General features: G+C 61.2%; 29 protein-coding genes. 8 read left to right on the top strand and 21 right to left on the bottom strand.

Translation table 11 applies throughout. The annotated features are described in order from the left end of the window. Positions 1-23: 23 nt before the first annotated feature. From JYJ39_RS03595 to rplM, 7 genes are all read right to left on the bottom strand, one after another. A complete protein-coding gene (locus tag JYJ39_RS03595) occupies positions 24-683 on the bottom strand; it encodes a sulfite oxidase heme-binding subunit YedZ (protein WP_205202126.1) in 660 nt (219 codons plus the stop codon). Further along, positions 680-1531: an HDOD domain-containing protein gene (locus JYJ39_RS03590; RefSeq protein ID WP_205202124.1), complete on the bottom strand. Its 852-nt coding sequence runs from the start codon at positions 1529-1531 to the stop codon at positions 680-682. The genes JYJ39_RS03595 and JYJ39_RS03590 overlap by 4 nt, the downstream gene beginning before the upstream one ends. Before the next feature lie 89 nt (positions 1532-1620). Then, positions 1621-1968: an iron-sulfur cluster insertion protein ErpA gene (erpA, locus tag JYJ39_RS03585; RefSeq protein WP_205202123.1), complete on the bottom strand. Its 348-nt coding sequence runs from the start codon at positions 1966-1968 to the stop codon at positions 1621-1623. A 38-nt stretch (positions 1969-2006) separates the two neighbouring features. Further along, complete coding sequence (locus JYJ39_RS03580) at positions 2007-2408, bottom strand: bactofilin family protein (protein WP_205202122.1); 402 nt, start codon at positions 2406-2408, stop codon at positions 2007-2009. A 16-nt stretch (positions 2409-2424) separates the two neighbouring features. Next, positions 2425-3159: a DUF6776 family protein gene (locus tag JYJ39_RS03575; RefSeq protein WP_205202121.1), complete on the bottom strand. Its 735-nt coding sequence runs from the start codon at positions 3157-3159 to the stop codon at positions 2425-2427. A gap of 99 nt (positions 3160-3258) precedes the next feature. Continuing rightward, a complete protein-coding gene (gene rpsI, locus JYJ39_RS03570) occupies positions 3259-3651 on the bottom strand; it encodes a 30S ribosomal protein S9 (RefSeq protein ID WP_205202120.1) in 393 nt (130 codons plus the stop codon). Positions 3652-3663: 12 nt separating this feature from the next. Continuing rightward, a complete protein-coding gene (rplM, locus tag JYJ39_RS03565) occupies positions 3664-4092 on the bottom strand; it encodes a 50S ribosomal protein L13 (RefSeq protein ID WP_205202118.1) in 429 nt (142 codons plus the stop codon). Between the two features lie 571 nt (positions 4093-4663). On the opposite strand from rplM, the gene JYJ39_RS03560 reads away from it, so the two are divergent. Beyond that, positions 4664-5098, top strand: coding sequence for an OsmC family protein (locus JYJ39_RS03560; RefSeq protein ID WP_205202116.1), 435 nt, complete (start codon positions 4664-4666; stop codon positions 5096-5098). 4 nt (positions 5099-5102) lie between these two features. Here JYJ39_RS03560 and coq7 read toward each other — a convergent pair whose 3' ends face one another. The 3 genes from coq7 to JYJ39_RS03545 are packed head-to-tail and all read right to left on the bottom strand — an operon-like array spanning position 5103 to position 6754. Beyond that, on the bottom strand, positions 5103-5723 hold the full coding sequence (gene coq7, locus JYJ39_RS03555) for a 2-polyprenyl-3-methyl-6-methoxy-1,4-benzoquinone monooxygenase (protein WP_205202197.1): 621 nt from the start codon (positions 5721-5723) through the stop codon (positions 5103-5105). Between the two features lie 6 nt (positions 5724-5729). Further along, positions 5730-6248, bottom strand: a complete 519-nt coding sequence (locus JYJ39_RS03550) for a CNP1-like family protein (RefSeq protein ID WP_205202114.1) — start codon at positions 6246-6248, stop codon at positions 5730-5732. Further along, positions 6245-6754 carry an RNA pyrophosphohydrolase gene (locus JYJ39_RS03545; protein WP_205202112.1) on the bottom strand — a complete coding sequence of 170 codons (510 nt, stop codon included), beginning with the start codon at positions 6752-6754 and terminating at the stop codon, positions 6245-6247. Before JYJ39_RS03545 ends, JYJ39_RS03550 begins: the two co-directional genes overlap by 4 nt. Before the next feature lie 130 nt (positions 6755-6884). Here JYJ39_RS03545 and JYJ39_RS03540 point away from each other — a divergent pair, with 130 nt between their 5' ends. Continuing rightward, on the top strand, positions 6885-8615 hold the full coding sequence (locus JYJ39_RS03540; protein ID WP_205202111.1) for a proline--tRNA ligase: 1731 nt from the start codon (positions 6885-6887) through the stop codon (positions 8613-8615). Next, a complete protein-coding gene (locus JYJ39_RS03535; RefSeq protein WP_205202195.1) occupies positions 8603-9208 on the top strand; it encodes a lytic transglycosylase domain-containing protein in 606 nt (201 codons plus the stop codon). The genes JYJ39_RS03540 and JYJ39_RS03535 overlap by 13 nt, the downstream gene beginning before the upstream one ends. Positions 9209-9227: 19 nt before the next feature. On the opposite strand, the gene ffh is transcribed toward JYJ39_RS03535, so the two are convergent. Beyond that, entirely contained in the window at positions 9228-10604 is a 1377-nt protein-coding gene (ffh, locus tag JYJ39_RS03530; RefSeq protein WP_205202109.1) for a signal recognition particle protein, read from the bottom strand. A gap of 29 nt (positions 10605-10633) precedes the next feature. On the opposite strand from ffh, the gene JYJ39_RS03525 reads away from it, so the two are divergent. After that, positions 10634-11473 (top strand): cytochrome C assembly family protein, encoded by an 840-nt coding sequence (locus tag JYJ39_RS03525; RefSeq protein WP_205202107.1) that lies wholly within the window; start codon positions 10634-10636, stop codon positions 11471-11473. A 10-nt stretch (positions 11474-11483) separates the two neighbouring features. On the opposite strand, the gene slmA is transcribed toward JYJ39_RS03525, so the two are convergent. From slmA to argB, 3 genes are read right to left on the bottom strand one after another with little or no spacing between them, the layout of a single operon-like run. Next, on the bottom strand, positions 11484-12089 hold the full coding sequence (gene slmA, locus JYJ39_RS03520) for a nucleoid occlusion factor SlmA (protein WP_205202099.1): 606 nt from the start codon (positions 12087-12089) through the stop codon (positions 11484-11486). A gap of 47 nt (positions 12090-12136) precedes the next feature. After that, entirely contained in the window at positions 12137-12778 is a 642-nt protein-coding gene (locus JYJ39_RS03515; protein ID WP_205202097.1) for a pyrimidine 5'-nucleotidase, read from the bottom strand. Between the two features lie 4 nt (positions 12779-12782). Beyond that, complete coding sequence (gene argB, locus JYJ39_RS03510) at positions 12783-13670, bottom strand: acetylglutamate kinase (protein ID WP_205202095.1); 888 nt, start codon at positions 13668-13670, stop codon at positions 12783-12785. A gap of 93 nt (positions 13671-13763) precedes the next feature. Between argB and glmS the strand changes: the two genes are divergently transcribed. Continuing rightward, positions 13764-15587 (top strand): glutamine--fructose-6-phosphate transaminase (isomerizing), encoded by a 1824-nt coding sequence (gene glmS, locus JYJ39_RS03505; protein ID WP_205202193.1) that lies wholly within the window; start codon positions 13764-13766, stop codon positions 15585-15587. Beyond that, positions 15588-16424, top strand: a complete 837-nt coding sequence (locus JYJ39_RS03500) for a symmetrical bis(5'-nucleosyl)-tetraphosphatase (RefSeq protein ID WP_205202093.1) — start codon at positions 15588-15590, stop codon at positions 16422-16424. Between the two features lie 18 nt (positions 16425-16442). Here the strand turns inward: JYJ39_RS03500 and waaC are convergent, their stop codons facing one another. Next, entirely contained in the window at positions 16443-17408 is a 966-nt protein-coding gene (gene waaC, locus JYJ39_RS03495; protein WP_205202092.1) for a lipopolysaccharide heptosyltransferase I, read from the bottom strand. 128 nt (positions 17409-17536) lie between these two features. Here waaC and dcd point away from each other — a divergent pair, with 128 nt between their 5' ends. Both dcd and JYJ39_RS03485 read left to right on the top strand, forming a co-directional pair. Next, positions 17537-18103: a dCTP deaminase gene (dcd, locus tag JYJ39_RS03490; protein ID WP_205202091.1), complete on the top strand. Its 567-nt coding sequence runs from the start codon at positions 17537-17539 to the stop codon at positions 18101-18103. Between the two features lie 70 nt (positions 18104-18173). Further along, on the top strand, positions 18174-20399 hold the full coding sequence (locus tag JYJ39_RS03485; RefSeq protein ID WP_205202090.1) for an arginine/lysine/ornithine decarboxylase: 2226 nt from the start codon (positions 18174-18176) through the stop codon (positions 20397-20399). On the opposite strand, the gene nudB is transcribed toward JYJ39_RS03485, so the two are convergent. The 6 genes from nudB to JYJ39_RS03455 are packed head-to-tail and all read right to left on the bottom strand — an operon-like array spanning position 20378 to position 24300. Then, complete coding sequence (gene nudB, locus JYJ39_RS03480) at positions 20378-20842, bottom strand: dihydroneopterin triphosphate diphosphatase (RefSeq protein WP_205202089.1); 465 nt, start codon at positions 20840-20842, stop codon at positions 20378-20380. The genes JYJ39_RS03485 and nudB overlap by 22 nt on opposite strands. Further along, positions 20842-21207: a barstar family protein gene (locus JYJ39_RS03475; protein ID WP_205202088.1), complete on the bottom strand. Its 366-nt coding sequence runs from the start codon at positions 21205-21207 to the stop codon at positions 20842-20844. Before JYJ39_RS03475 ends, nudB begins: the two co-directional genes overlap by 1 nt. Positions 21208-21228: 21 nt before the next feature. Further along, a complete protein-coding gene (locus tag JYJ39_RS03470) occupies positions 21229-21585 on the bottom strand; it encodes a ribonuclease domain-containing protein (RefSeq protein WP_205202087.1) in 357 nt (118 codons plus the stop codon). Positions 21586-21611: 26 nt separating this feature from the next. Beyond that, the gene (gene aspS, locus JYJ39_RS03465; protein ID WP_205202086.1) at positions 21612-23408 is read right to left on the bottom strand and encodes an aspartate--tRNA ligase; all 1797 of its coding nucleotides are present in this window, start codon (positions 23406-23408) and stop codon (positions 21612-21614) included. A 15-nt stretch (positions 23409-23423) separates the two neighbouring features. Further along, a complete protein-coding gene (locus tag JYJ39_RS03460) occupies positions 23424-24044 on the bottom strand; it encodes a DUF502 domain-containing protein (protein ID WP_205202084.1) in 621 nt (206 codons plus the stop codon). Positions 24045-24048: 4 nt separating this feature from the next. Beyond that, positions 24049-24300, bottom strand: a complete 252-nt coding sequence (locus JYJ39_RS03455; RefSeq protein ID WP_205202082.1) for an FmdB family zinc ribbon protein — start codon at positions 24298-24300, stop codon at positions 24049-24051. Between the last annotated feature and the right edge of the window lie 65 nt (positions 24301-24365).

Here is a 24365-nt window from a genome sequence, read left to right as displayed (position 1 = left end):
CCAGGTGGCAGCCGAGCTTGGCCCTATTTGCGCTCTTGCCGATAGAAGTGAACCGGCTTGGTTACGCTTTGCGCCGGGGGCTGTGCTTTGCGCCGCCGCTCCTGGATGCGCCACCACAAGAGGATGCCGAGGAAAACGCTGTAGGACAGAGGTAGGGGCAGCTCAGCAAGTTCGCGCATGCCCAGGAAATGCTGACAGGCAAGCAAGGCGGCGGGGTAGATGGCACGGTGTAATTCCTGCCAGCGGCGGCCTCCCAGGCGAGCTATGGCGTAGTGATTGGAGGTCGCGGCCAGCGGCAGCAGGAGAACGAGGGCTACCAGGCCGGCAATGATCAACGGTTGCCGGTCGATGGCGCGCAGCATGTCGTAGGCGCGAAAGGCATGGTCCAGTCCGGCGAATGTCCAGAGGTGCAAGGCGGCATAGAAAAAGGCAAACAAGCCGAGCATGCGGCGCAGGCGCAGTAGCCAATGCAGCTGGGTCAGAGTACGCAGCGGCGAAACGCAGAGGGTGAGGAGCAGGAAATTGAGTGCCCAGCGGCCGCTCTCCTGTTGTGCGGTGGCGATGGGGTCGGCCCCGAGGAGGTCATGGCGGAAATTCCACCACAGGAGTAGCGCAGGAATCAGGCCGAAAATGAAAACGAGCGATTTGGCCAGTGCAACCGGCGGTGTGGCGGCAGCGTTCATTCGTGGAAATGCAGCGAGGCACGCACAGCGGCGATATCCTCCTCTGCTTCGGCGATCAGATCCTTGAAGCGTTCACGGTCGGCGCTACGTTGCGCCTGGCTTTTTTCATCGTTTTGCTCGGGAGTGCGCCATTGATTGTCGTCGCCGCCAAGAAGATTGGCGAAATAGAGTACGTCGCGGACGGTGCATGGGGTGTCTACTTGGCGTAGATGCTCATGATCGCGCACGGCGTCGCAGATACGCTCGGGAATGCCGAGGGCGTGCAGCAGACTTTCGCCGATGCCTTCATGCCAGCCTTGCAGCATTTCGATGACAGCAGGGCGGTTTTCAATGTATTCCGGATACTCTGAAGCCCGGTAGAGAAGGTAAAAAATGCCGATATCGTGCACCAATCCAGCCATCATGGCGTCGTCGGGGCTGACCCGTCCGAGGCGGCGCGCGAGCACGCGGGCAATTGCGGCGGTGTGAATCGAGTGGGCCCAGACCTGATGCGCCAGATCCTGGAACTTGGCCAGGTTGCGCGATTTCAGCATCTGGTCCATGGCCACGGCGAGAGAGACCGTACGTACAGTATCGAAACCGAGGCGATGTACGGCAGTTCCGAGATCGGAAATGATCTTGCCTGACGGGTTGTAGGTGACCGAGTTGGCCAGTTGCAGCAATTTACTGGCAATCAGGGGCTCCATGCTGACGGCGAGAACGACTTTGTCGAGCGTGACGTTATGGTCCTTCAGCGTGTTGCGCACCATCATCGCCGCGTCCATGCTGGTCGGGAAGTTGACTTCCCCTGACAGCTCCCGGGCAATGTCTTCAAGAAGTCTGAAGTGAATGTTGTTCTGTGCGTACATGCCCGGAGAGTGTGCTGGATGGAGGTTGATGCACCAGTGGCCCGTTTGCGCGGGTCACCTTGGTGGCGTGGGGTGCGGCCTGCTGCCTGTCAGACCGAGAAGGACGAACCGCAGCCGCAGGTTGAAGAGGCGTTGGGGTTGCGGATGACGAACTGGGAGCCTTCCAGACCATCCGTGTAATCAATCTCGGCGCCGACCAGATATTGGTAGCTCATCGGGTCGATCAGCAGTTGGACACCATTCTTTTCCATGGTGGTGTCGTCTTCCGCCACTTCTTCGTCGAAGGTGAACCCATACTGAAAACCGGAGCAGCCGCCGCCGGTGACGAAGACGCGTAATTTCAGCGCCGGGTTACCTTCTTCTTCGATCAGTTCCTTGACCTTGTTGGCGGCATTGTCGGTAAAGACGAAGGGGTCAATGTTTTCAGCAGTGCTCATGAGTGATCTCCTTGGGGTATGTCGGATTATCGCAAAAACTAGTCTTGGTCTGTTGTCGCGCTATTTGGTTCCGCTTGGGGCTTGGTATGGATCAGGCGTCCTTCGATCACAGCCCCCTGGTGGATTTCGATACTGGCATAGGAGACGTCGCCAATGATGCGTGCCTTGGGCTGCATTTCCAGGGTCTGGTCAACATTGACCGGGCCGCAGATGGTGCCGTTGAGGACGAGGTGTGACACGTGAACAGCCCCTTCGATGCGCGCCAGATCGCTGACGACAAGGGTGGCCGCATTTCCGGGAACTGCTTCAACCGCCCCTTTGATTTCGCCGTCAACACGCAGGCCGCCGCTGAAGCGGACCGTCCCCTCAATGCTGGTGCCTGCACCAATCAGGCTGTCTATGCGGCCCGGAGCGGGGGCTTTACTCTTGTTTCCAAACATCTGATTCCCTTTTGTGTTAACTGTCTTTCTCGAACGGGATTTCCTGTTCGGCCTCCAGCTTGCCGGCACGGGTGATGCGCGCGCGAGCGTGCAGTAGGGTGCTATCGGCAGGAAGTTCGATAACGCCTTCCTGGCGCAGGAAATTGCGCACTTCGAAGATGTTGTTCTGCTCGGAGGGGTGGCGGATTTCTGCGCGTTCTCCGGATGGCTTGCGGTAGACGAGTGTAACCTGATACCGGCCGCGGAAAAAATCGCCGCGCTGGGCAGGTTGGAATGCGATCAGCAGTCGGAAGCGGTAACGGTTCGGGCCTGCACTGTCCTGGGTAACGCGGAAATTCTCGACGCGCACCTGTGCAGCTTGGCCAACCACGGGAATCAGGCGTTCAAAGATCAGCATGTCTTCACGCAGCGCAGCGTTTTCGGCCTCCAGGGCGGCAATGCGGGCAACTAGTTGTTGCTGTGCGGCGCGTTCGATATTGACGGCGTTCTTGCCGGTGCCGACCGATCCGCGCAATAAATCCAGCTCTTCTTGTTGTTGAGCCAGGCGCTGCTGCAGTTCGCCGATCTGGCCGCTGCCGGTGGTGTATTCGTTGAGCGACCAGACAACGGCGGCCAGGAGCAGTGCCGCCAGAATGCCTAAACCCAGGATGATATGGCGGGGGTAGGCGGTGCGTACGACGACGCGCGGTGCAGTGATGCCAAAGCGATGGCGGAAGCGTTTCAGGCGCAGGCTGATGGCGGGATAGGGCATGCGTTCGATGAGAGCAGCGGTGGGGCTCCGATCATAACGCGATGCGGAAAAACAAAAAACCGCCCAAAGGCGGTTTTTCTGGCAAATTGCTGCGGCGAATCAACGCTTCGAGAACTGCTTGCGGCGACGGGCCTTGTGGAAACCGACTTTTTTCCGTTCCACTTCGCGTGCGTCGCGGGTAACGAAACCGGCCTTCGACAGCGCCGGCTTCAGTGCCGCATCAAATTCGATCAGGGCGCGGGTGATGCCGTGGCGCACCGCGCCAGCTTGCCCGGATTCACCGCCACCGGTGACGTTAACCTTGATGTCGAAGCCTTCCAGCTGTTCCACCAAGGCCAGCGGCTGGCGCACGATCATGCGACCGGTTTCACGGGAGAAGAACTCGTCAACCGGCTTGCCGTTGACGGTGATGGCACCGGAACCGCGTTTCATGAAAACCCGTGCCACCGCGCTCTTGCGGCGGCCGGTACCGTAGAAGTAACTTTCAGCCATGATGAAAACCCCTTAGATTTCCAGAGCCTTCGGCTGCTGGGCGGTGTGCGGATGCTGGTCGCCGGCGTAGCACTTAAGCTTTTTCAGCATGGCGTAGCCCAGCGGACCTTTCGGCAGCATGCCCTTGACGGCGGCTTCCAGCGTACGGGCCGGGAAGCGCTGCTGCAATTTCTTGAAGTTGGTTTCGTAGATACCGCCGGGATAGCCGGAGTGGCGGTAGTACTTCTTGTCTTCGGCTTTGTTGCCGGTAACGGTGATCTTGTCGACGTTGGTGACGACGATGTAATCGCCGGTATCAACGTGCGGAGTGTAAATGGCCTTGTGCTTGCCACGCAGGCGGCGGGCAATTTCGGTGGCGAGGCGGCCGAGCACTTTGTCTGTGGCGTCTACCACAAACCACTCGCGCTTCACCTCATGTGGCTTCGCGGAAAACGTTTTCATGTGTGCCGTCCTGAAAAATGGGCGCAGATTTGAGAAAGCCGTGAATTTTACTGACGGCGTCGGGGTATGTCAATCGTGCCGGGTAAAAAAGTTGTGCTGGCTAGAGGCGTGTGCTGTTGACTGCTGGGGGCGAGCTCAGGGCAAAAAAAACGCGGCTCGTGAGCCGCGTTAAATCCACACCAAAAGAGGAGGGTGGAGGAGACAATCTGCGAGTCGGTTGCGTTGCTGCCTGTGTGCTTCCGTCTCGAACGGTTCCCATTGTGCAGGAAAAGAGCGTGCTGGGCAAGAAATATTGTGCGACGCACAATATTGTCGTTGATGTATGAATATGTTTGATATATGGATCAAAAGTTGTTGATAAAAAAGGAATTATGTTTGTTTCGATAAATCATTATTGGATAGATCAATAAGTTGGGTGGGCGCCAGGGGGGCTGTGCTTTGGGGAGTGTTTGTTGCGCTGCAGCAGTGATTGTCCAGTCCGTCAGTTACTTGGCCGCCGTTGTGGTGACGTGCCTGCTCGCGTGGTGGTGTTCCTCATTTAGAATCATGCATTTTGTGGCGAGGAGGCGAGATGGATTGTGTGGTGCGCTGGGTGGGGGTAGATGCTGGCATGTCCTTCATGGCGGAAACCGGGAGTGGTCATGCGCTGGTGATGGATGGTGCGCCGGAAGCGGGTGGGCGTAATCTGGGGCCGCGGCCGATGGAATTGCTGCTGGCGGGGGCTGGCGGCTGCAGTGCTTTTGATGTGGTGATGATTCTGAAAAAGAGCCGCCAGAGGGTCACGGGTTGCGTGGTGAGTCTGTCATCCGAGCGGGCGACGGAAGACCCCAAGGTGTTTACCAAGATCCACTTTCACTATCGCGTGACGGGGCACAAGCTCAAGCCGGAGGCGGTGGCGCGTGCCGTGGAATTGTCGAAAACAAAATACTGCTCGGCTTCCATCATGCTGGGAGAGACCGCGGCCATTACCGCTGACTTCTCCATTGTCGAGGAAGGCGAAGTCTGAAGCGCTAAATGTGGTGGGCGAGCCGGGTCATGATGCCGGCCATGGCGCGCATTGCCACTTGGACTGGGGCGGGCAGTGAGGCCGCGCCGTAAGCGTCTGCCATGTCGGCGTGGCGTGCTTCATCCTCGCGCATTTGTTCCACAATAGCGCGGGAGCGCTGGTCTTCCCGAGGCAGGCGCTCAAGGTGGCTGCGTAAATGGGCCTCGACCTGGCGCTCGGTGGCCGAGAGAAAGCCAAGATTCCAGCGGTCACCGAGGATGCCGGCGCCAACGCCGAGACTGAGTGAGCCCAGGTACCACAACGGGTTGAGGAGGCTGGTGCGGCCCCCGAGTTCGCGCAGGCGTTGCTCGGTCCAGGCCAGGTGCTCGGTTTCTTCGTCTGCGGCTTGCTGCAGGGCGGCGCGGACAGCCGGTTGGCGTGAGGTCAGTGCCTGGCCTTGGTAGAGCGCCTGGGCGCAGACCTCGCCGCAGTGATTGACCCGCATCAGTCCGATTGCTTCTTGGCGCTGACTGTCATCGAGCGCGGCTTCCGGTAATTCGTGGCCTGGTGTGGCGCGTGTGCTGCGTGCCGGAGCGGCAAGGGTGCGCAGGGCGCGGTCGAATTCGATGATCAGACGGTCGGTCAGCATGGTTCAGTAAATGATCCGGTCCAGGTTGCGCGGGCCGCGCCGTAGGCTGTCCAGCACGATCTCACGATTGCGGGCGATGATACCGCCCGGACAAAAATGGTCGAGGAATAGTGCCGCATGCTGACGGTTGGGCGGAATGTCGCGAATTTTCTCCCAACTGTCGTTACGTGACTTGGTCCACTCACCATTGTGCCGGCCGGTAGCATAGATGCGTTTTTCGCGGCTCTCGCAGCGCATCCCTTCATAGGTGGTGTTGCGCGCACCGCCCGCTGTTTCCACCACCAGGATGTAACGCACGACGCCGTCTTCATCCACCGTCAGGCTGGCGGTGTCGACAAAGAAGGTATTGCTGGTGGCGGCGCTGACGTAAAAGGATTGCAAGGCGCCGCTGGCCGGCATGCTGGGCAGGGTGACGGTCTTCTCCTGCCAGGGGCCGGTGTCTTCGTCTTCATCGTAGGCGTGGGTTGCGCCGGTCAGGCAAAGCAATGTGGCCAGACCTGCCAGTGCAGCGCGCGTGCTCATTTTTCTTCCTTGATTTTGGGCGCACGTTGACGACCCGGTTCGAGAAAACGCACCAGCTCGCTGAGCGCCTGCTCATAGACGCCGCGTTTGAACTCGATCACGGAGTCCAGTGGAATCCAGTAATCGTGCCAGCGCCAGGCGTCGAACTCGGGCTTGCTGGTGGCGCGCAGGCAGATGTCACTGTCGCGCCCGGTCAGGCGCAAGAGGAACCAGATCTGCTTCTGGCCTTTGTAGGAGCCGCGCCATTCGCGCTTGATCCAGTGTGTGGGCACTTCGTAGCGCAGCCAGCCGCGGGTTCGTCCGAGGACGCGGACGTGTTCCGGTAGCAGTCCGACCTCTTCATGCAGTTCCCGGAACATCGCGGCTTCGGGGGATTCCCCGCGCTTGATGCCGCCTTGTGGAAACTGCCAGGAATGTTCGCGGACGCGTTTACCCCAGAAAACCTCGTTTTTGGCGTTGCATAGAATGATGCCGACGTTCGGGCGGAAGCCTTCGCGATCGAGCATAGAAAACCTGCTGAAAATATTGGGTTGCCCCGATTCTTTCACAAAGGGCCGGAGCATGCAAAGCGGGGGGCAGTGTTCCGGCCTGATGGCGGTGTAAAATCACTGTTTTCAAGTTTTCAGGGTTTTCTTCATGCGTACCTCGCAGTTTTTTTTCACCACCCTCAAGGAAGCGCCGGCTGACGCCGAAGTGGTCAGCCAGAAACTGATGCTGCGCGCTGGCTACATCAAGCGCGCCGCAGCCGGGATTTACACCTGGATGCCCCTCGGCTTGCGGGTTCTGCGCAAGGTGGAAAATATCGTGCGCGAAGAAATGAACGCGGCGGGTGCGCTGGAATTGTTGATGCCGGCGGTGCAGCCGTTTGAATTGTGGGAAGAATCCGGGCGTGGTCCGGCCTATGGTCCGGAGTTGCTGCGCTTCAAAGACAGGCACCAGCGTGATTTCGTGATCGGGCCGACGCACGAGGAAGTCATCACCGATGTGGTGCGCCGTGACGTGAAAAGTTACCGCCAGCTGCCACTTCACCTGTATCAGATCCAGAGCAAGTTCCGTGACGAAATCCGGCCGCGCTTTGGCGTCATGCGCGGGCGCGAATTCCTGATGAAGGATGGCTACTCCTTTCATGCCTCGTACGACGATCTGGTGCGCGAATACGGCAACATGTACGCCACCTACAGCCGTATCTTCTCCCGCATGGGCTTGAAGTTCCGTGCGGTGGCGGCCGATACCGGCTCGATCGGCGGTGATGGCTCGCATGAATTTCATGTGCTGGCAGATTCAGGCGAGGATGCCATCGCCTTCTGTCCAGACTCGGATTACGCCGCTAACGTCGAGCTGGCCGAGGCTGTTGCGCCGGCAACTCCGCGACCGGCGCCGCAGCAGGCGCTGCAAAAAGTGGCGACACCCGGCAAAACGAGCTGCCCGGACGTGGCGCAACTGCTTGCAGTCGACTTGTCACGTATCGTCAAGGCGATTGCCGTGGTGAATGAAGCGGACGGCGGCGAGAAAACCTTCGTGCTGCTGTTGCTGCGCGGCGACCATGTGCTCAATGAAATCAAGGCGGGCAAGTTGCCCGGACTGGGAGCGTTCCGCTTTGCCAGCGATGAGGAAGTCAGTTCTGCCTTGGGCTGCGTGCCCGGGTATATCGGCCCGGTTGGCGTCGATGCCGGCAAGGTGAAGGTGATTGCCGATCGCGCCGTGGTGGCGATGAGTGATTTCGTGTGTGGTGCCAACGAGGCAGGATTTCATCTTGCTGGCGTCAATTTCGGACGTGATCTGCCGGAGCCGGAAGTTGCGGACCTGCGCAACGTGGTGGCCGGCGATCCGTCGCCGGACGGCAAGGGGCATCTGGAAATCTGTCGCGGGATCGAAGTCGGGCATATTTTCCAGCTGCGTAGTAAGTACGCCAAAGCGCTCAACTGTGCCTTTCTCGACGAAAACGGCAAATCACAGATCATGGAAATGGGCTGCTACGGCATCGGCGTCTCACGCATTGTCGGCGCGGCGATCGAGCAGGGTAATGATGAGCGCGGGATCGTTTTGCCGCCGGCAATTGCTCCGTTTGCGGTAGCTGTCGTGCCGATGGGCTATCACAAGAGTGATGCGGTCAAGGCGGCGGCAGACCGGTTGTATGCCGATTTGCGCAGCGCCGGGATCGATGTGGTGCTCGATGACCGCAACGAACGCCCGGGGGTGATGTTCGCCGACATGGAGTTGATCGGTGTGCCGCATCGCGTGGTCATCGGTGAGCGCGGTCTGGCCAGCGGGCAGGTGGAATACAAGGGGCGTAGTGATGCCGAAGCCACCATGCTGGCAGCGGCTGATTGCGTCAATTGGCTGAAGGGCAGGCTGTGCGCCGCCTGAGCGGCCTGCTGCTCTTTTTCTGCGCGGCGACGGTCTGGGCCGGGGCGCAACAGTATGAGCCACTGGCCGCCAGCGTACGGGCTGCCCTGCACAAGGCGGTATCGGATGCCCGGCCGGCGGTAAGCTCATTCAAGTCGCCGCTGGAGGCCGCCGACTGGCTGGCTGCCATGTCGCCACGCCTGGAAAAGCGCATCCCTGACCGGGAGTACCGGCTCGATTTGCTGCGTAGCGTGCATTACGAGGCCACTCGCGCCGGCCTCGATCCGCAGCTGGTGCTCGGATTGATTCAGGTGGAGTCAGGCTTTCGTAAGTACGCCGTGTCCTCGGCCGGGGCACGCGGCTACATGCAGGTGATGCCGTTCTGGGTGAAGGTGATCGGTCAGCCGGACGACTCCTTGTTCGATATGCGCACCAATCTGCGCTATGGCTGCACCATCCTGCGCCATTATCTGGATATCGAAAAAGGCGATCTGTACCGCGCGTTGGGACGTTACAACGGCAGCCTGGGGCGGCCGGAATATCCCAATCTGGTCCGTGGCGCCTGGGAGCGACACTGGGCGTACAGTTCGCCGCCCGCACTGGCCCGTAAATGACAGGGGCTGCGGCGCGGCGTTAACGCCCGAAGCCGCCCATGCCCCCCATGCCGGGCAGCATCCCCTTCATACCGCGCATGAGCTTGCCCATGCCGCCCTTGGAGAACTGCTTCATCATTTTTTGTGTCTGCTCGAACTGATTGAGCAGACGATTGACTTCCTGTACCGGAACGCCAGCCCCGGTGGCGATGCGCCGCTTGCGGCTGGCCTTGATCAATTCCGGTTTGGCGCGTTCGGCCGGGGTCATCGAGTTGATGATGCCTTCAACGCGGCCGATCATTTTGTTTTCGGCCCCGGCGGGCAGTTGCCCGGCGGCTTGTGCAAATTGCGCCGGCAATTTGTCCATGAGCGAACTCAGGCCGCCCATGGCGCGCATCTGGCCGATCTGTGCCTTGAAGTCGTTGAGATCGAAACTTTTGCCGGATTTCAGCTTTTTGGCGAACGCCAGGGCCTTTTCTTCATCGATGCCCTTTCTGGCTTCTTCGATCAGCGACAGGACGTCGCCCATGCCAAGAATGCGCGAGGCCATGCGCTCGGGGTGGAAGGCTTCCAGGCCGGAGAGCTTTTCGCCAACGCCGGCAAACTTGATCGGCTTGCCGGTGATGTGGCGCACCGATAGGGCGGCACCGCCGCGCGCATCGCCATCCAGTTTGGTCAGGACGATGCCGGTCAGCGGCAGCGCTTCGTTGAAGGCCTTGGCCGTGTTGACCGCATCCTGGCCGAGCATGGCGTCGACTACGAACAGGGTTTCGATCGGACGGGTGGCGGCATGCAGACGCTTGATCTCGTCCATCATCGCTTCGTCGATGGCCAGTCGCCCGGCGGTATCGATCAGCAAGACATCGTGGTAATGCCGTTTGGCCCAGTCGATGGCCGCGGCGGCAATCGTTTCCGGCTTTTCGCCGGTGTTGGACGGGAAGAAATCCACGCCGGCCTGGCTGGCGACGGATTTCAGCTGTTCGATGGCGGCCGGGCGATAAACGTCGCAGGATACGACCAGCACTTTTTTCTTGTGGTTTTCCTTGAGGAACTTGCCCAGTTTGCCGACGGTGGTCGTCTTGCCAGCCCCTTGTAAGCCGGCCATGAGGACGATGGCCGGAGGTTGGGTGTTGAAGTCGATGCCCTCGTGTGCATCGCCCATCAGGCGGGTCAGTTCGCCGTGCACGACGCCGATCAGCGCTTGCCCCGGATTGAGCGAACCAATGACTTCCTGGCCGACAGCCTTGTCCTTGACGGCGGCGATGAAATCCTTGACCACCGGCAAGGCGACGTCGGCCTCAAGCAGCGCCATGCGCACTTCGCGCAGGGCATCGGCGATGTTGGATTCAGTCAGTCGGGCTTCGCCCTTGAGCGTCTTCATGACGCGGGCCAGGCGCGTGGTCAGGTTGTCGAGCATGTCAGATGGGCTTCGAGTAGAATTGCGGAATGGTCGATATTGTAATTCAGCTTTCCCCGCATATCCTTGCTGCCTTGCTTTACGCCGTCCTCGGCTTCCATTTCTGGAACAGCCGCTGGCGCGATCGGCAGGAGCAGTGTGTCGCCTGCCCGATGCATGTCTGGGAGCGGGCTGTCATTGGCGGCGCGATCGTCGTCCATGCCTACGCCGTACTCTCCAGCCTGCTCGGGGCGGGCGGCATGTATTTTTCCTTTGCGCTCGCCTTGTCGCTGATGATGTGGCTGGCGGTGCTGATTTACTGGCTGGAAAGCTTCATGGCGCGCATGGAAGGCATGCAGCCCATGGTGCTGCCGTTGGCGGCGGTCTGTGCCGTGCTGCCAGCGCTGTTCCGGCAGGGGCATCTGGTGGCGCATGCGGAGGCGATCGGTTTCCAGTTCCATTTCCTTGCCGCCATGCTCGCCTACAGCCTGCTCACCCTGGCGGCGCTGCACGCCATTTTCATGGGTTTCACGGAAAAAATGCTGCACCGCCGGGTAGTGCGGCGCAGCCTGGGCAGTTTGCCGTCGCTCATGGCGATGGAGACCTTGCTCTTCCGCATGCTGATGCTGGGCTTCCTGCTGCTGACGCTGGCCGTGGGCAGCGGGCTGTTCTTCTCCGAACAGATTTTTGGCAAGCCCCTGACCCTGGATCACAAGACCTTTTTTGCCATCGCTTCCTGGCTGATCTTTGCGGTGCTGCTGTGTGGTCGCCATATCTGGGGCTGGCGCGGCAAACGTGCCCTGCGCCTGACCCTGACAGGTTTTTCGCTGCTGATACTGGCTTATTTTGGCAGCCGCTTCGTGGTCGAGGTGCTGCTCGGGCGGATGTGAGTCCCAGCCGTCAGTTTGCTCGCGCCATTTGTGACAGGCAGGCGTAATACAGCATCGGCCATTGCTGCGGCCACTGCGCGGCGGGTTCGCGCGTGAAGGCGGAGCGGGCGTACTGCTCCCAGCGACCAACGGCGTAACAGCGTAACAAATTGGCCAGAGCGCTGACATCGGCATCAGGCCGGAACTGCTCCTGAGTGGCGGCGATGCGCAAGGCCTGCTTGAGCGCCGCTTCGATCTTGTCGAGGAGTGTGTTGATACGCGTCTGCAGGCGTTCGTTTTCATTGACCAGGGCATCGCCGATCAGCACCCGGGTCATGCCGCGGTTTTTCTGGGCAAAGCTCAGGAGCAGGCCGAGGATCAGTTCGAGCTGGCGAAAGCCGTTTTCTTCCTGGGCAGTGACCTGATTGATGACGCCGAACAGGCTGTGCTCGATGAACTCGATCAGCCCTTCGAACATTTGCGCCTTGCTGGCGAAGTGGCGATAGAGCGCAGCCTCGGAACAGTCCAGGCGGCCAGCCAGGGCGGCAGTGGTGATTTTTTCCCCTTTCGGGGTTTCCAGCATTTCAGCCAGGGTGTGCAGAATCTGCAGGCGGCGTTCGCCCGGTTTGCTAGCCATGAATCGTGTCCCTCGAGTTTTTGTTGTGCGCTGTAGAGCAGCCGCGATTATAGCCGGTTGAGGTGACGCGGCAATTCGCGTACCGAGCGGACCTTGACGTCCACACTGGGAGAATCGCGTAAGCCAGTACTCACCCAGACGGTTTTCATGCCGAGTGTTTTGGCGGTGACCAGGTTGGCGAGGCTGTCTTCGACCATGATGCAGCGTCTGGGGGAGAGACGCTCGACGCGCAGTAGGCTGCGGTAAGCAGCCAGCATGGGTTTGGGTTGGAAGTTGAGGCTTTCAACGCTATAGACGGCGGCGAACAGGCTGTCCAGGCCGGTCAGCCCGAGCACGGTTTCGGTGTAGGCGAGCGGGGCGTTGGTGAAGAGCAGTTTGCGCCCGGGTAAGCGCTGCAGGGCGTGGCGAACTGGTTTTTCGAAGGCAATCAGGCGTTCGAGGTCGGGAAAGCGATGTGTTTCGCGCAGGAAATGCGCCGGGTCGATGGCGTGATGCCGGGTCAGGCCGAGCAGGGTGGCGCCGTAACGGTGCCAGTAATCCTGACGCAAGCGGTCGGCGCTGGCGCTGTCGAGTGCCAGGTGGTGCGCGATGTAGTCGCGCATGGCCTGGTTGATGCGGGGAAAGATGTGCGGCGAGGCGTCGTGCAGGGTGTTGTCCAGGTCGAACAACCAGACGCGCTCGCCATACATCGGTTTAGTGCGATTTGATCATGGTGCCGACGCCGTGGTCGGTGAGGATTTCCAGTAGCAACGCGTGCTCGACCCGGCCGTCGATGATGTGCACGCCGTTGACGCCGTTACGGGCAGCATCCAGCGCCGAACCGATTTTTGGCAGCATGCCGCCGGAGAGGGTGCCGTCGGCAACCATGGCGTCGATTTCGCGCGGTGTGATGCCGGTGATCAACTCACCTGCCTTGTCCAGCACGCCGGGGGTATTGGTAAGTAGCACCAGTTTTTCGGCCTTGAGAACCTCGGCGATCTTGCCCGCCACAACATCGGCGTTGATGTTGTAGGTCTCACCGTCCGGGCCGACGCCGATGGGCGCAATGACCGGGATGAAGGCGCCGGTTTCGAGCAGCGCGATCAGCGACGGGTCGATCTTGGTGATGTCGCCCACCTGGCCGACGTCGATCAGGTCGCCCGGGTTGTCCTTGTTTTCCAGCAGCAGTTTCTTGGCGCGGATGAAGCGGCCGTCCTTGCCGGTCAGGCCGACCGCCTTGCCGCCGGCCTGGTTGATGAGATTGACGACGTCCTTGTTGACCTGGCCGCCGAGCACCATTTCCACGACTTCCATGGTTTCGGCGTCGGTGACACGCATGCCCTGGATGAATTCCCCCTTCTTGCCGACCCGGCCGAGCAGGTGCTCGATCTGTGGTCCGCCGCCATGCACCACTACGATGTTGAAGCCGACCAGCTTGAGTAGCACCACGTCGCGTGCGAAACAACGTTTCAGGTGCTCGTCGGTCATGGCGTTGCCGCCGTATTTCACGACGATGGTCTTGCCGTGGAAGCGCTGGATGTAGGGCAGTGCTTCGGCAAGCACGGCGGCTTTGAGGCTGGGGTCTAGGCTGGCAAGCGGCATGGCAGGCTCCGGATAATGAAGTGGCGCGATTGTACCGCGCCGTGCCGCAGCAGCTGGGCTAAAATGGCGCCCTTTCAAGAGCAGGAGCGCCCTATGTGTGGCATCGTCGCCGCTGCGGCCGGCAGCAACATCGTTTCAGTCCTGATCGAGGGCCTGAAGAAGTTGGAATATCGTGGTTACGATTCTGCTGGGCTGGCCTTGCTGGCGGCGGGGGGCATCGAGCGGGTGCGGGCGGTCGGGCGGGTGGCCGAGTTGCAAACTGCCGCGAGCGGTTGTTCGGCCCACACCGGGATCGCCCACACCCGCTGGGCAACGCACGGGGCGCCGGCGGAACACAATGCCCATCCGCATGTCTCGGGCAGTATCGCCGTGGTGCATAACGGCATCATCGAGAATTACGAAAGCCTGCGCACCGAATTGAGCGCGCAAGGTTATGTCTTCACTTCCGAAACCGACACGGAAAGCATCGCGCACTTGATCGACGCCACCCTGAAGGGCGAGCCGGACCTGTTTGCCGCCGTACGCAGTGTCTGTCGGCGTCTGGTCGGGGCTTACGCCATCGCGGTGATCGATCACCAGCAGCCGGGTCGTATCGTGGTGGCTCGTGAAGGTTCGCCCCTTTTGCTCGGGCTGGGTGAGGACGGCAATTACGCGGCGTCCGATGCGTCTGCCCTGCTGCAGGTGACGCGCAACATGGTGTATCTGGAAAACGGCGATATTGCCGAACTGACGGCGAGTCAGGTGCGTATCGAGCGGCTGGATGGCACGCCGGTGGAGCGGCCGGTGCATGTTTCCGAGCTTTCCGCGGCTGCAGTCGAGCTGGGCGAGTTCCGTCACTACATGCAGAAGGAAATCTTCGAACAGCCGGAGGCGCTGGCGAACACGCTGGAGATCATTGGCGGCGCGCACAGCATCCAGGCCGGAATTTTTGGCGCGCAGGCGGCGCAGTTGCTGGCCGATGTCGATCACATCCTGATCCTGGCCTGCGGTACCAGCAGCCATTCCGGCATGACTGCCCGCTACTGGATCGAACGCATTGCCGGGGTTGCCTGCACGGTGGAAATCGCCAGTGAATACCGTTACCGCGTGTCGGTGCCGAATCCACGGCAGCTGGTCGTTGCCATTTCACAGTCCGGCGAAACAGCGGATACCCTCGCGGCGCTGCGTCACGCCAAGGCGCTGGGGCAAAACAAGACGCTGGCCATCTGCAACGTGCCGGAATCAGCGATTGTGCGTGAGTCGATGTTGCGCTTCATTACCCGCGCCGGCCCGGAAATCGGTGTCGCATCGACCAAGGCCTTCACCACCCAGCTGGCGGCCTTGTTCCTGCTGGCGCTGGTGGTGGCCAAGCAGCGCGGCCAGTTGTCGCCAGTTGATGAAGCGGCCTATCTCGACCAGCTGCGCCATCTGCCGGTGGCGGTGCACAAGGTGCTGACGCTGGAACCGGAAATTGCCATCTGGGCCCGACGTTTTGCCGACAAGAAGCACGCACTTTTTCTTGGCCGTGGCCGGCACTACCCGATCGCGCTGGAAGGTGCCCTGAAGCTGAAGGAAATCTCTTACATCCACGCCGAGGCTTATCCGGCGGGTGAATTGAAACACGGTCCGTTGGCGCTGGTGGATACCGACATGCCAGTGATTTCGGTGGCGCCCAACGACGAGTTGCTGGAAAAGCTCAAGTCGAACCTGCAGGAAGTGCGTGCCCGCGGCGGCGAGCTCTATGTGTTTGCCGACGCCGATTCGGAGCTGACGGCCAGCGATGGCGTGCATGTGCTGCGCCTGCCGGAACACTACGGTTTGCTGTCGCCCATTCTGCATGTGATTCCCTTGCAACTGCTGTCCTACCACGCGGCCCTGGTCAAAGGCACGGACGTGGATAAGCCGCGTAATCTTGCCAAGTCAGTGACGGTGGAGTAAGTGAGCACTTACGCAATTGGCGATCTCCAGGGCTGTTACGACAGCCTGCGCCGGTTGCTCGATGTCTGCGCTTTTGATCCACAGTACGACCGCCTGTGGTTGACCGGGGACCTGGTCAATCGTGGCCCGCAGTCTCTGGCGACCCTGCGCTTTGTCCGTGGGCTGGGTAATGCAGCGGTGACGGTGCTGGGCAACCATGACCTTTATCTGCTGATGCTCGCCTACGGTGCCATGCAGGGGCAGGCGGCGCCGCGCCGCAGCGAGCATACCCTGGATGAAATTCTCACAGCAGATGATCGTGAGGACTTACTCACCTGGTTGCGCGCGCAGCCCCTGTGCCATGTCGAAGGGCGGGATTGTCTGGTGCATGCCGGCCTGCTGCCGCAATGGTCGGTTGCACAGGCGCGGGCGTTGGCGGCGGAAGTGGAAACCGGGCTGCGCGGGGCGGATTTTCGTGAGCTGCTGGCGCATCTGTGGGGCAGCGAGCCGGCGGCGTGGTCGGAGGATTTGCAGGGCTGGGCGCGGGTGCGCTGCATCGTCAATGCCATGACGCGGATGCGTTTCTGCTCGGCGCAAGGGGTGATGGAGTTTCGCAGCAAGGGCGAAACCGCCAGTGCGCCGGCGGGTTACCTGCCCTGGTTTGCCGTGCCCGGGCGCCGTAGCGCCGATCACCGCCTGGTGACCGGCCACTGGTCAGCCCTGGGGCTGCGCCAGACGGAAAATCATCTGGCGCTTGATACCGGCTGCCTGTGGGGGCGGCAACTGACGGCGGTTTGTCTGGAGGACGGCCGCCTGTTCCAGGTCGATTGCGCGCCAGGCGAATCGGCCTGCGCTTAGGTGCTGTTCAGGCGCTGTTCAGGCGCCCGACTCCAGGGCGGCCTGAACGGCGGCAAGGATGGTCGGGTAATCCGGCGGCATGCCTTTGCGGCCGAAGCTCTTGCAGTAGGCATCGCCATAAACGGCGGCCTGGGCGCCATCGGAATCGCAGAAAATTCCGACCGTAGGACGCGCCAGGGCGGCGGCGAAGTGGGTGAATCCGGTATCCAGTCCCACCACCAGCTGGGCGCCGACGAGAAAACGGGCGGCGACATCCAGCCCCATCAACGGCGGTACGACCGCCCCCGGTAATTGTGCCGCGAGGTGTTCGGCGCGCTGTTTTTCCTCGGCGTTGCCCCAGGGCAGGGCGGCAGCGATGCCCTGCCCGGCCAGATACTGACCGAGGGCCAGCCAGTGTGCCTGCGGCCATAATTTTTCTGGGCGGCTGGCCGCCTGCATCAGCACGGCGTAGGGTTGCTTTGGCAGCCAGTCGGCCTGTAGCGGTTCGGCCCGGATGTTGAAGCGGGGCGGGCTATCGATGGCATAGCCGAGCGCGCCGGCGCCGACAGCGCGGCAGCGGTCGATGACGTGGCGTGACCAGGCAATTGGCAGTGTCTGATCGTAAAAGCGCGCCACACCGCCTTCCTTGATGCTGTGCCGATCGCCGCCGACGATGCGGCCGTGTGCCAGTCGGGCGACGGCCAGGCTCTTCCACAGCCCCTGCGTGTCGAGGATGAGGTCGTACTGCTCGGCTTGAACCGCCGTCTTGAATGCATGCATTTCCCGCCAGGTGCGGGCTTGCGTCAGCTGCTTGCGCCAGCGCCGCCAGGCGACCGGGATGACCCGGCGGACGCCGGGGTGCAGGCTGGGAATCGGTACATAGGCTTCTTCCGCCACCCAGTCGATCTGGGCGTCAGGGTCATGCGCCAGAATGTCGCTGACCAGCGGCAGGTTGTGCACCAGATCGCCCATCGAGGACATCTTGACCAGCAGGATTTTGCGCATGAGAAGCTGTTGTGCGGAATGTTCGACAAGCGGCCGATTATACCGATGCGGCCGCTTTTGCCCCGCGCACCGGCTGCATTTATCGTAGAATCCCCGCTTTCTTTGCAGGTGTGGGATGGGCTTCGGGCATGGCGATTAAATCGGACAAATGGATCCGCCGCATGGCGGCAGAGCACGGCATGATCGAGCCGTTCGAGCCGGAGTTGGTGCGCACGGTCGATGGCCAGAAAATCGTGTCCTACGGTACTTCCAGTTATGGTTACGACATTCGCTGTGCCCGCGAATTCAAGGTGTTTACCAACATCAATTCGACCGTGGTGGACCCCAAGGCTTTTGATCCCAAGTCTTTTGTCGAAATCGAGTCCGATGTCTGCATCATTCCGCCCAACTCCTTCGCGCTGGCGCGGACCGTCGAATATTTCCGCATTCCGCGTTCGGTGTTAACGGTCTGCCTTGGCAAATCGACCTACGCGCGCTGCGGCATCATTGTTAACGTCACCCCGTTCGAGCCAGAGTGGGAGGGCTATGTCACGCTCGAGTTCTCCAACACGACGCCGCTGCCGGCCAAGATCTATGCCGGGGAAGGCTGTGCTCAGGTGCTGTTCTTCGAGTCCGATGAAATCTGCGAAACCTCGTACAAGGATCGCGGTGGTAAATATCAGGGGCAGGTAGGCGTGACACTGCCTAAAATCTGACCTGTTCCGGTAACTTTCTTCATCCATATTCGACCCGCCGCGGCGGGTCGCCGCCTTTCAGGGGTATCGCATGCGCTTTCACTTTCCTGTCATCATCATTGATGAAGATTTTCGCTCCGAGAATGCTTCCGGGCTTGGCATCCGTGCCCTGGCGGAAGCGATTCAGAAAGAAGGGCTGGAAGTGCTGGGGGTGACCAGCTATGGTGATCTGACTTCGTTTGCCCAGCAGCAGAGTCGGGCCTCCGCCTTCATCCTGTCGATCGACGACGAGGAGCTGGCGCTCGAGCCGGAAGAAACCCTGGCCGAACTGCGTGCTTTCGTAATGGAAATTCGCCGCAAGAATGCGGAGATTCCGATTTTCCTGCACGGCGAGACGCGCACCTCGCGCCACATTCCGAACGACATCCTGCGCGAACTGCACGGTTTCATCCACATGCACGAGGATACGCCGGAGTTCATCGCCCGCAGCATCAAGCGCGAAGCGACGGCCTACGTCGATTCGCTGCCGCCTCCCTTCTTCCGGGCGTTGACCCAGTATGCGGCGGACGGCTCCTACTCCTGGCACTGTCCCGGCCACTCCGGCGGCGTCGCGTTCCTGAAGTCGCCTGTCGGCCAGATGTTCCATCAGTTCTTCGGCGAGAACATGTTGCGCGCCGATGTCTGCAATGCGGTGGAAGAGCTGGGGCAGTTGCTCGATCACACCGGGCCGGTTGCGGCTTCCGAGCGCAATGCGGCGCGCATCTTCAATTGTGACCACCTCTACTTCGTCACCAACGGCACCTCGACCTCGAACAAGATCGTCTGGCATTCGACCGTGGCGCCAGGTGATATCGTGGTGGTGGATCGTAACTGCCACAAATCGATCCTGCACTCGATCATCATGACCGGGGCGATTCCCGTTTTTCTGATGCCGACGCGCAACAACTTCGGCATCATCGGCCCGATTCCGAAAAGCGAGTTCGCCTGGGAAAGCATCCAGAAGAAAATCGACGCCAATCCCTTCATCGAAGACAAATCGGCCAAGCCGCGCGTGCTGACGATCACCCAGTCCACCTACGACGGCGTGCTCTACAACGTCGAGGACATCAAGGAAATGCTCGATGGCCGCATCGACACCCTGCACTTCGACGAAGCGTGGCTGCCGCACGCGGCTTTCCACGACTTTTATGGCGATTACCACGCCATTGGCGCCGACCGGCAGCGCTGCAAGGAATCAATGATCTTCGCCACCCAGTCCACGCACAAATTGCTGGCCGGACTGTCGCAGGCGTCGCAGATTCTGGTGCAGGATTGCGAGGGGCGACAGCTTGACCGCGATGCGTTCAATGAAGCCTACCTGATGCATACGTCCACTTCGCCGCAGTATTCCATCATCGCCTCGTGCGATGTGGCGGCGGCGATGATGGAGGCGCCGGGCGGCACCGCACTGGTCGAGGAATCGATTGCCGAAGCACTGGATTTCCGCCGCGCCATGCGCAAGGTGGATGAGGAGTGGGGCACCGACTGGTGGTTCAAGGTCTGGGGGCCGGATGATCTGTCGGAAGAAGGGATCGAGGAACGCGATGCCTGGATGCTCAAGCCCGGCCACCGCTGGCACGGCTTCGGCAAGCTGGCCGATGGCTTCAACATGCTCGACCCGATCAAGGCCACCATCATCACCCCGGGGCTGGATGTCGATGGCGATTTCGGCGAGCGCGGCATTCCGGCGGCGATCGTCACCAAGTATCTGGCCGAGCACGGGGTCATCGTCGAGAAGTGCGGCCTGTACAGCTTCTTCATCATGTTCACCATCGGCATCACCAAGGGGCGCTGGAACACGCTGGTCACCGCACTGCAGCAGTTCAAGGACGACTACGACAAGAATCAGCCGCTGTGGAAGGTGCTGCCCGAGTTCGTGCAAAAAAACCCGCGCTACGAGCGCATGGGCCTGAAAGACCTGTGCAAGCAGATTCACGCGGTGTACAAGGAAAACGACGTGGCCCGGCTGACTACCGAGATGTACCTGTCGGACATGGTGCCGGCGATGCGTCCGGCGGATGCCTTTGCCCGCATGGCACACCGCGAAATCGAGCGGGTGCGCCTGGACGAACTGGAAGGACGCATTACCTCGGTGCTGCTGACGCCCTATCCGCCGGGTATCCCGCTGCTGATTCCGGGCGAGCGTTTCAATGCCACGATTGTTCGCTACCTCAAGTTCGCGCGTGATTTCAACGCCCGTTTCCCCGGCTTCGAGACCGACATCCACGGGCTCGTCAAGCGCGAAGACGGCGAGTATTACGTCGACTGCGTGCGTTGAGTCTGAAGCTGTTTCTCCAGAAGCAGGATCGCGTCGCGATTGCTCCAGGAGAAACAGCGTGCCGCAGCCTCCTGCCAGGAAAGCCAGGCGTAGGCACGGTGTTCTTCCGGGGCGAGACGCACGGGAAGACGTTCAGGCAGGGGCAGGGCAAAGACCCGTTCGCAGTTGTGCGTGACGTCCGGTGCGTAACGATGGCGCCAGGCCGGGTGCAGGCTGAAGGTGTTTTCAATGTGCCAGTCCTGCAAGGCCATGGGCGGAAAGTCCAGCCCGGTTTCCTCGCGTACTTCGCGCCAGGCGGTGGTGCGGGCGCTTTCGCCGTTTTCCCGGCTACCGGTGACCGATTGCCAGAAACCTGGGTGGCGGGCGCGTTCCAGGAGTAGCACTTCGCCCGCCAGGGTGTGGATGACGACCAGAACCGAGCGAGGCTGTTTGTAGGCCGGCATCATCCACCGGCATGTGTGCGGCCTTCACTCAGGCCGGCAAGATAGAAACAGACCGGTTGCCCGAGTTCGCCGCGTACGTCGCAGACGGCGGCCAGGACCAGATGCAGCGTGCTAAATGCCTCGGCCTGCGCGGCAGCGAAAGCTTCAAGTCCGGTCAAGGCAAGGCAGTCGATGTTTGCCGCATCGATCAGACAGTCGAACAAGGCATCGAAATTGGCGTCGTACCACTCCGGGAAGCCGAGGGCGGTACCGATGCGCTGCAGGAGTTCGCTTGGTGTGTGGCTGCCGCTGAGGTCAAGGCAGTGGCACTCTGCCGGCAGGGTGGCCGGGAGGGGGAAAACGCCATTACGGAGAAGATCAGACATGGTGCGCTCGCGAGCCTCCCTTTATTCGCGGATGCGGCGAAAGGAAGCGTAGTGGTCTTCCGTGTAGTAATACTCGGCGGCCTTGCCGGCAATGATGCGGCGTGGGCCGCGATCCCGGCGGCCGGGCGTTTTTACGGTGTATTCACGGTAATAGCCGCGCGGTTGCAGCGGTAGCCGCTTTTCAAAATTGTTGAAGATGATGCCGTCGCGCGAGTAAGGAAAAGGCCCGCCCTGTTTGATCAGGGCGAGGGTATGGCGTGCTTCCGCCGGCAGTTGGCTGACGTGAACGCCGTCGCGGTCGTTGCCCGTGCTCCAGAAGGCCAGCGCACTGCCTATCGTCAGCAGGACGATAAACAGCAGGCGTGACCACTGGCGCATTTGCGGACCGGAGCCGGCGGGTGGGTTCAGACGGGCTTGCCGGCGGCCGGGTCAGCCTTCTGGCGCAGACGGATATGCAGTTCGCGCAACTGCTTTTCATCGACCGGCGAGGGGGCGTCGGTGAGCAGACACTGGGCGCGCTGCGTCTTCGGGAAGGCGATCACGTCGCGGATCGACTCGGCGCCGGTCATCATGGTGACGATGCGGTCCAGACCGAAGGCCAGGCCACCGTGCGGCGGGGCGCCGTACTTGAGCGCGTCGAGCAGGAAGCCGAACTTGGCCTGTTGCTCTTCCGGGCCGATGTTGAGCGCGGCGAAGACCTTTTCCTGCACGTCGGCGCGGTGGATACGCACCGAGCCACCGCCTAGCTCCCAGCCGTTCAACGCCAGGTCGTAGGCCTTGGCCAGGCACTTGCCCGGATCGGTCGCCAGGAATTCGAGATGCTCGTCCTTCGGGCTGGTGAAGGGGTGGTGGCAGGCGGTCCAGCGCTTGGACTCGTCGTCGTATTCGAACATCGGGAAGTCGATGACCCACAGCGGCGCCCACTTGGCGCCGGTGACGTAGCCCTTTTCGTGGCCGATCTTGATGCGCAGCGCGCCCAAGGCATCGCTGACGATCTTGGCCTTGTCGGCGCCGAAGAAGATCAGGTCGCCGGACTGGGCGCCGGTGCGTTCGAGTACGGTCTTGAGCGAAGCTTCCGACAGATTCTTGACGATGGGCGACTGCAGGCCGGTCTCGTTGATCTGGGTGACGTCATTGACCTTGATGTAGGCCAGGCCCTTGGCGCCGTAGATGCCGACAAACTTGGTGTATTCGTCGATTTCGCCGCGGGTCAGCGAGGCGCCGCCGGGGATGCGCATGGCGGCGATACGGCCGCCTTCGCTGTTGGCGATGCTGGCGAAGACCTTGAAGGCGACGTCCTTGAAGGCGTCGGCGACATCGACCAGCTCCAGGGTGACGCGCAGGTCCGGCTTGTCGGAGCCGAAGCGGCGCATGGCTTCGGCGTAGGTCATGCGCGGGAATTCCGGCAGCTCGACGTCGATCGCTTCCTTGAACACGCGGCGGATCAGTTGTTCCATCAGGGCCGTGATCTCGGCTTCACTCATGAACGAGGTTTCGATATCGACCTGGGTGAATTCCGGCTGGCGGTCGGCGCGCAGGTCTTCATCGCGGAAACACTTGGTGATCTGGTAGTAGCGATCGAAGCCGGCCACCATCAGCAGCTGCTTGAACAGCTGCGGCGATTGCGGCAGGGCGAAGAACTGGCCGTCATGCACGCGCGACGGCACCAGGTAATCGCGGGCGCCTTCCGGCGTCGATTTGGTCAGCATCGGCGTTTCGATGTCGATGAAGCCGTTGTCGTCGAGGAAGCGGCGGAAGGCCCGCGCCGTCTTGTAGCGCAGCATCAGGTTGTTCTGCATCTGCGGCCGGCGCAGGTCGATGACGCGGTGCGTCAGGCGGACGTTTTCCGACAGGTTTTCGTCATCGAGCTGGAACGGAGGCGTGACCGACGGGTTGAGCACTTCGATCTCATGGCAGAGCACTTCGATCTCGCCGGATGCCAGGTTGGCGTTGGTGGTGCCGGCTGGGCGCGGGCGCACCTTGCCGGTGATCTTCAGGCAGAACTCGTTGCGCACTGATTCGGCAATGGTGAAGGCGTCGGCGCGGTCCGGGTCGCAGACGATCTGGGCCAGGCCGTCGCGGTCACGCAGGTCGATGAAGATGACGCCGCCGTGGTCGCGACGACGGTGGGCCCAGCCACACAGGGTGACCATCTGGCCGTCGAGGGAAGCGTTGAGTTGTCCGCAGTAATGGGTGCGCATGGGAATTCCGTGGGTTCAGGAAGGAGTTTTGAGTTCGGGGCGCGGCGGTGGAGCCACAACACCCATGGAGATGATGTATTTCAGCGCCTCATCGACACTCATGTCGAGCTCGACTACGTCGGCACGCGGCAGCATGAGGAAGAAGCCGGAGGTCGGGTTGGGGGTGGTCGGCACGTACACGCTGAGAAACTCGCCGCGCAGATGGTTGCCGATGTCGCCACCCGGCGGGCCGCCAGTAAGGAAGGCGATGGTCCATGCATCGCGGCGGGGATATTCAATCAGCAGCGCCTTGCGAAAGGCATTGCCGTTGGGGGCCAGCAGCGTGTCGGAAACCTGCTTGATGGCCTTGTACAGCGAATTGACCACGGGGATGCGCGAGAGCAGCTTGTCCCACCAGTCCACCAGTTTCTGGCCGATGAAATTGGTTGCCAGCAGCCCGGTAAGAAAAATCATCGCCAGGGTCAAGAGCGCGCCGACACCGGGCAGGGCAAAGCCCAGCATGTTTTTGGGATGCACTGCGTTGGGCAACAGGCGCAACGATTGATCCAGGGTGTCGATGATGAGCGACAGCACCCAGAAAGTGATGACCAGAGGAACCCAGATCAGCAGCCCGGTGAGGAAGTAGCGCTTGAACATGGCCTCAGGAGGCCGGGCAGGAAGAGCAGCTACCTTCGCCGGTCTGGCAGGGCGGGGCAGCGGGCGGTTTGCTGCCACCCTTGAAATCGGTGGCGTACCAGCCATTGCCTTTCAGCTGGAAACCGGCAGCAGAAAGCTGTTTGCTATAAGCCTCCGCGCCGCATTGCGGGCAGATGGTGAGGGCGGCGTCGCTCATTTTCTGCAGGTGTTCCTGGTGAGCACCGCAGGCCGCGCAGCGATATTCGTAAATCGGCATGGGATTCTCCAAAACCTTGTATTGTAAATGAAAGCAGGCCATTTCTGCGGTCTGCCGGGTGATGG

The sequence above is a fragment of the Azonexus hydrophilus genome (assembly GCF_905120355.1).
Classification (GTDB): Bacteria; Pseudomonadota; Gammaproteobacteria; order Burkholderiales; family Rhodocyclaceae; genus Azonexus.
The sequence above is the reverse complement of the archived record's forward strand: the minus strand, read 5'-3'. Positions and strand labels throughout refer to the sequence as shown.

Bases quoted from the DNA above. Each gene is read 5' to 3' on its own strand.
- JYJ39_RS03595 (WP_205202126.1), bottom strand. From the start codon at position 683: ATGAACGCTGCCGCCACACCGCCGGTTGCACTGGCCAAATCGCTCGTT.
- JYJ39_RS03590 (WP_205202124.1), bottom strand. From the start codon at position 1,531: ATGTACGCACAGAACAACATTCACTTCAGACTTCTTGAAGACATTGCC.
- erpA (WP_205202123.1), bottom strand. From the start codon at position 1,968: ATGAGCACTGCTGAAAACATTGACCCCTTCGTCTTTACCGACAATGCC.
- JYJ39_RS03580 (WP_205202122.1), bottom strand. From the start codon at position 2,408: ATGTTTGGAAACAAGAGTAAAGCCCCCGCTCCGGGCCGCATAGACAGC.
- JYJ39_RS03575 (WP_205202121.1), bottom strand. From the start codon at position 3,159: ATGCCCTATCCCGCCATCAGCCTGCGCCTGAAACGCTTCCGCCATCGC.
- rpsI (WP_205202120.1), bottom strand. From the start codon at position 3,651: ATGGCTGAAAGTTACTTCTACGGTACCGGCCGCCGCAAGAGCGCGGTG.
- rplM (WP_205202118.1), bottom strand. From the start codon at position 4,092: ATGAAAACGTTTTCCGCGAAGCCACATGAGGTGAAGCGCGAGTGGTTT.
- JYJ39_RS03560 (WP_205202116.1), top strand. From the start codon at position 4,664: ATGGATTGTGTGGTGCGCTGGGTGGGGGTAGATGCTGGCATGTCCTTC.
- JYJ39_RS03550 (WP_205202114.1), bottom strand. From the start codon at position 6,248: ATGAGCACGCGCGCTGCACTGGCAGGTCTGGCCACATTGCTTTGCCTG.
- JYJ39_RS03545 (WP_205202112.1), bottom strand. From the start codon at position 6,754: ATGCTCGATCGCGAAGGCTTCCGCCCGAACGTCGGCATCATTCTATGC.
- JYJ39_RS03540 (WP_205202111.1), top strand. From the start codon at position 6,885: ATGCGTACCTCGCAGTTTTTTTTCACCACCCTCAAGGAAGCGCCGGCT.
- ffh (WP_205202109.1), bottom strand. From the start codon at position 10,604: ATGCTCGACAACCTGACCACGCGCCTGGCCCGCGTCATGAAGACGCTC.
- JYJ39_RS03525 (WP_205202107.1), top strand. From the start codon at position 10,634: ATGGTCGATATTGTAATTCAGCTTTCCCCGCATATCCTTGCTGCCTTG.
- slmA (WP_205202099.1), bottom strand. From the start codon at position 12,089: ATGGCTAGCAAACCGGGCGAACGCCGCCTGCAGATTCTGCACACCCTG.
- JYJ39_RS03515 (WP_205202097.1), bottom strand. From the start codon at position 12,778: ATGTATGGCGAGCGCGTCTGGTTGTTCGACCTGGACAACACCCTGCAC.
- argB (WP_205202095.1), bottom strand. From the start codon at position 13,670: ATGCCGCTTGCCAGCCTAGACCCCAGCCTCAAAGCCGCCGTGCTTGCC.
- glmS (WP_205202193.1), top strand. From the start codon at position 13,764: ATGTGTGGCATCGTCGCCGCTGCGGCCGGCAGCAACATCGTTTCAGTC.
- waaC (WP_205202092.1), bottom strand. From the start codon at position 17,408: ATGCGCAAAATCCTGCTGGTCAAGATGTCCTCGATGGGCGATCTGGTG.
- dcd (WP_205202091.1), top strand. From the start codon at position 17,537: ATGGCGATTAAATCGGACAAATGGATCCGCCGCATGGCGGCAGAGCAC.
- JYJ39_RS03485 (WP_205202090.1), top strand. From the start codon at position 18,174: ATGCGCTTTCACTTTCCTGTCATCATCATTGATGAAGATTTTCGCTCC.
- nudB (WP_205202089.1), bottom strand. From the start codon at position 20,842: ATGCCGGCCTACAAACAGCCTCGCTCGGTTCTGGTCGTCATCCACACC.
- JYJ39_RS03475 (WP_205202088.1), bottom strand. From the start codon at position 21,207: ATGTCTGATCTTCTCCGTAATGGCGTTTTCCCCCTCCCGGCCACCCTG.
- JYJ39_RS03470 (WP_205202087.1), bottom strand. From the start codon at position 21,585: ATGCGCCAGTGGTCACGCCTGCTGTTTATCGTCCTGCTGACGATAGGC.
- aspS (WP_205202086.1), bottom strand. From the start codon at position 23,408: ATGCGCACCCATTACTGCGGACAACTCAACGCTTCCCTCGACGGCCAG.
- JYJ39_RS03460 (WP_205202084.1), bottom strand. From the start codon at position 24,044: ATGTTCAAGCGCTACTTCCTCACCGGGCTGCTGATCTGGGTTCCTCTG.
- JYJ39_RS03455 (WP_205202082.1), bottom strand. From the start codon at position 24,300: ATGCCGATTTACGAATATCGCTGCGCGGCCTGCGGTGCTCACCAGGAA.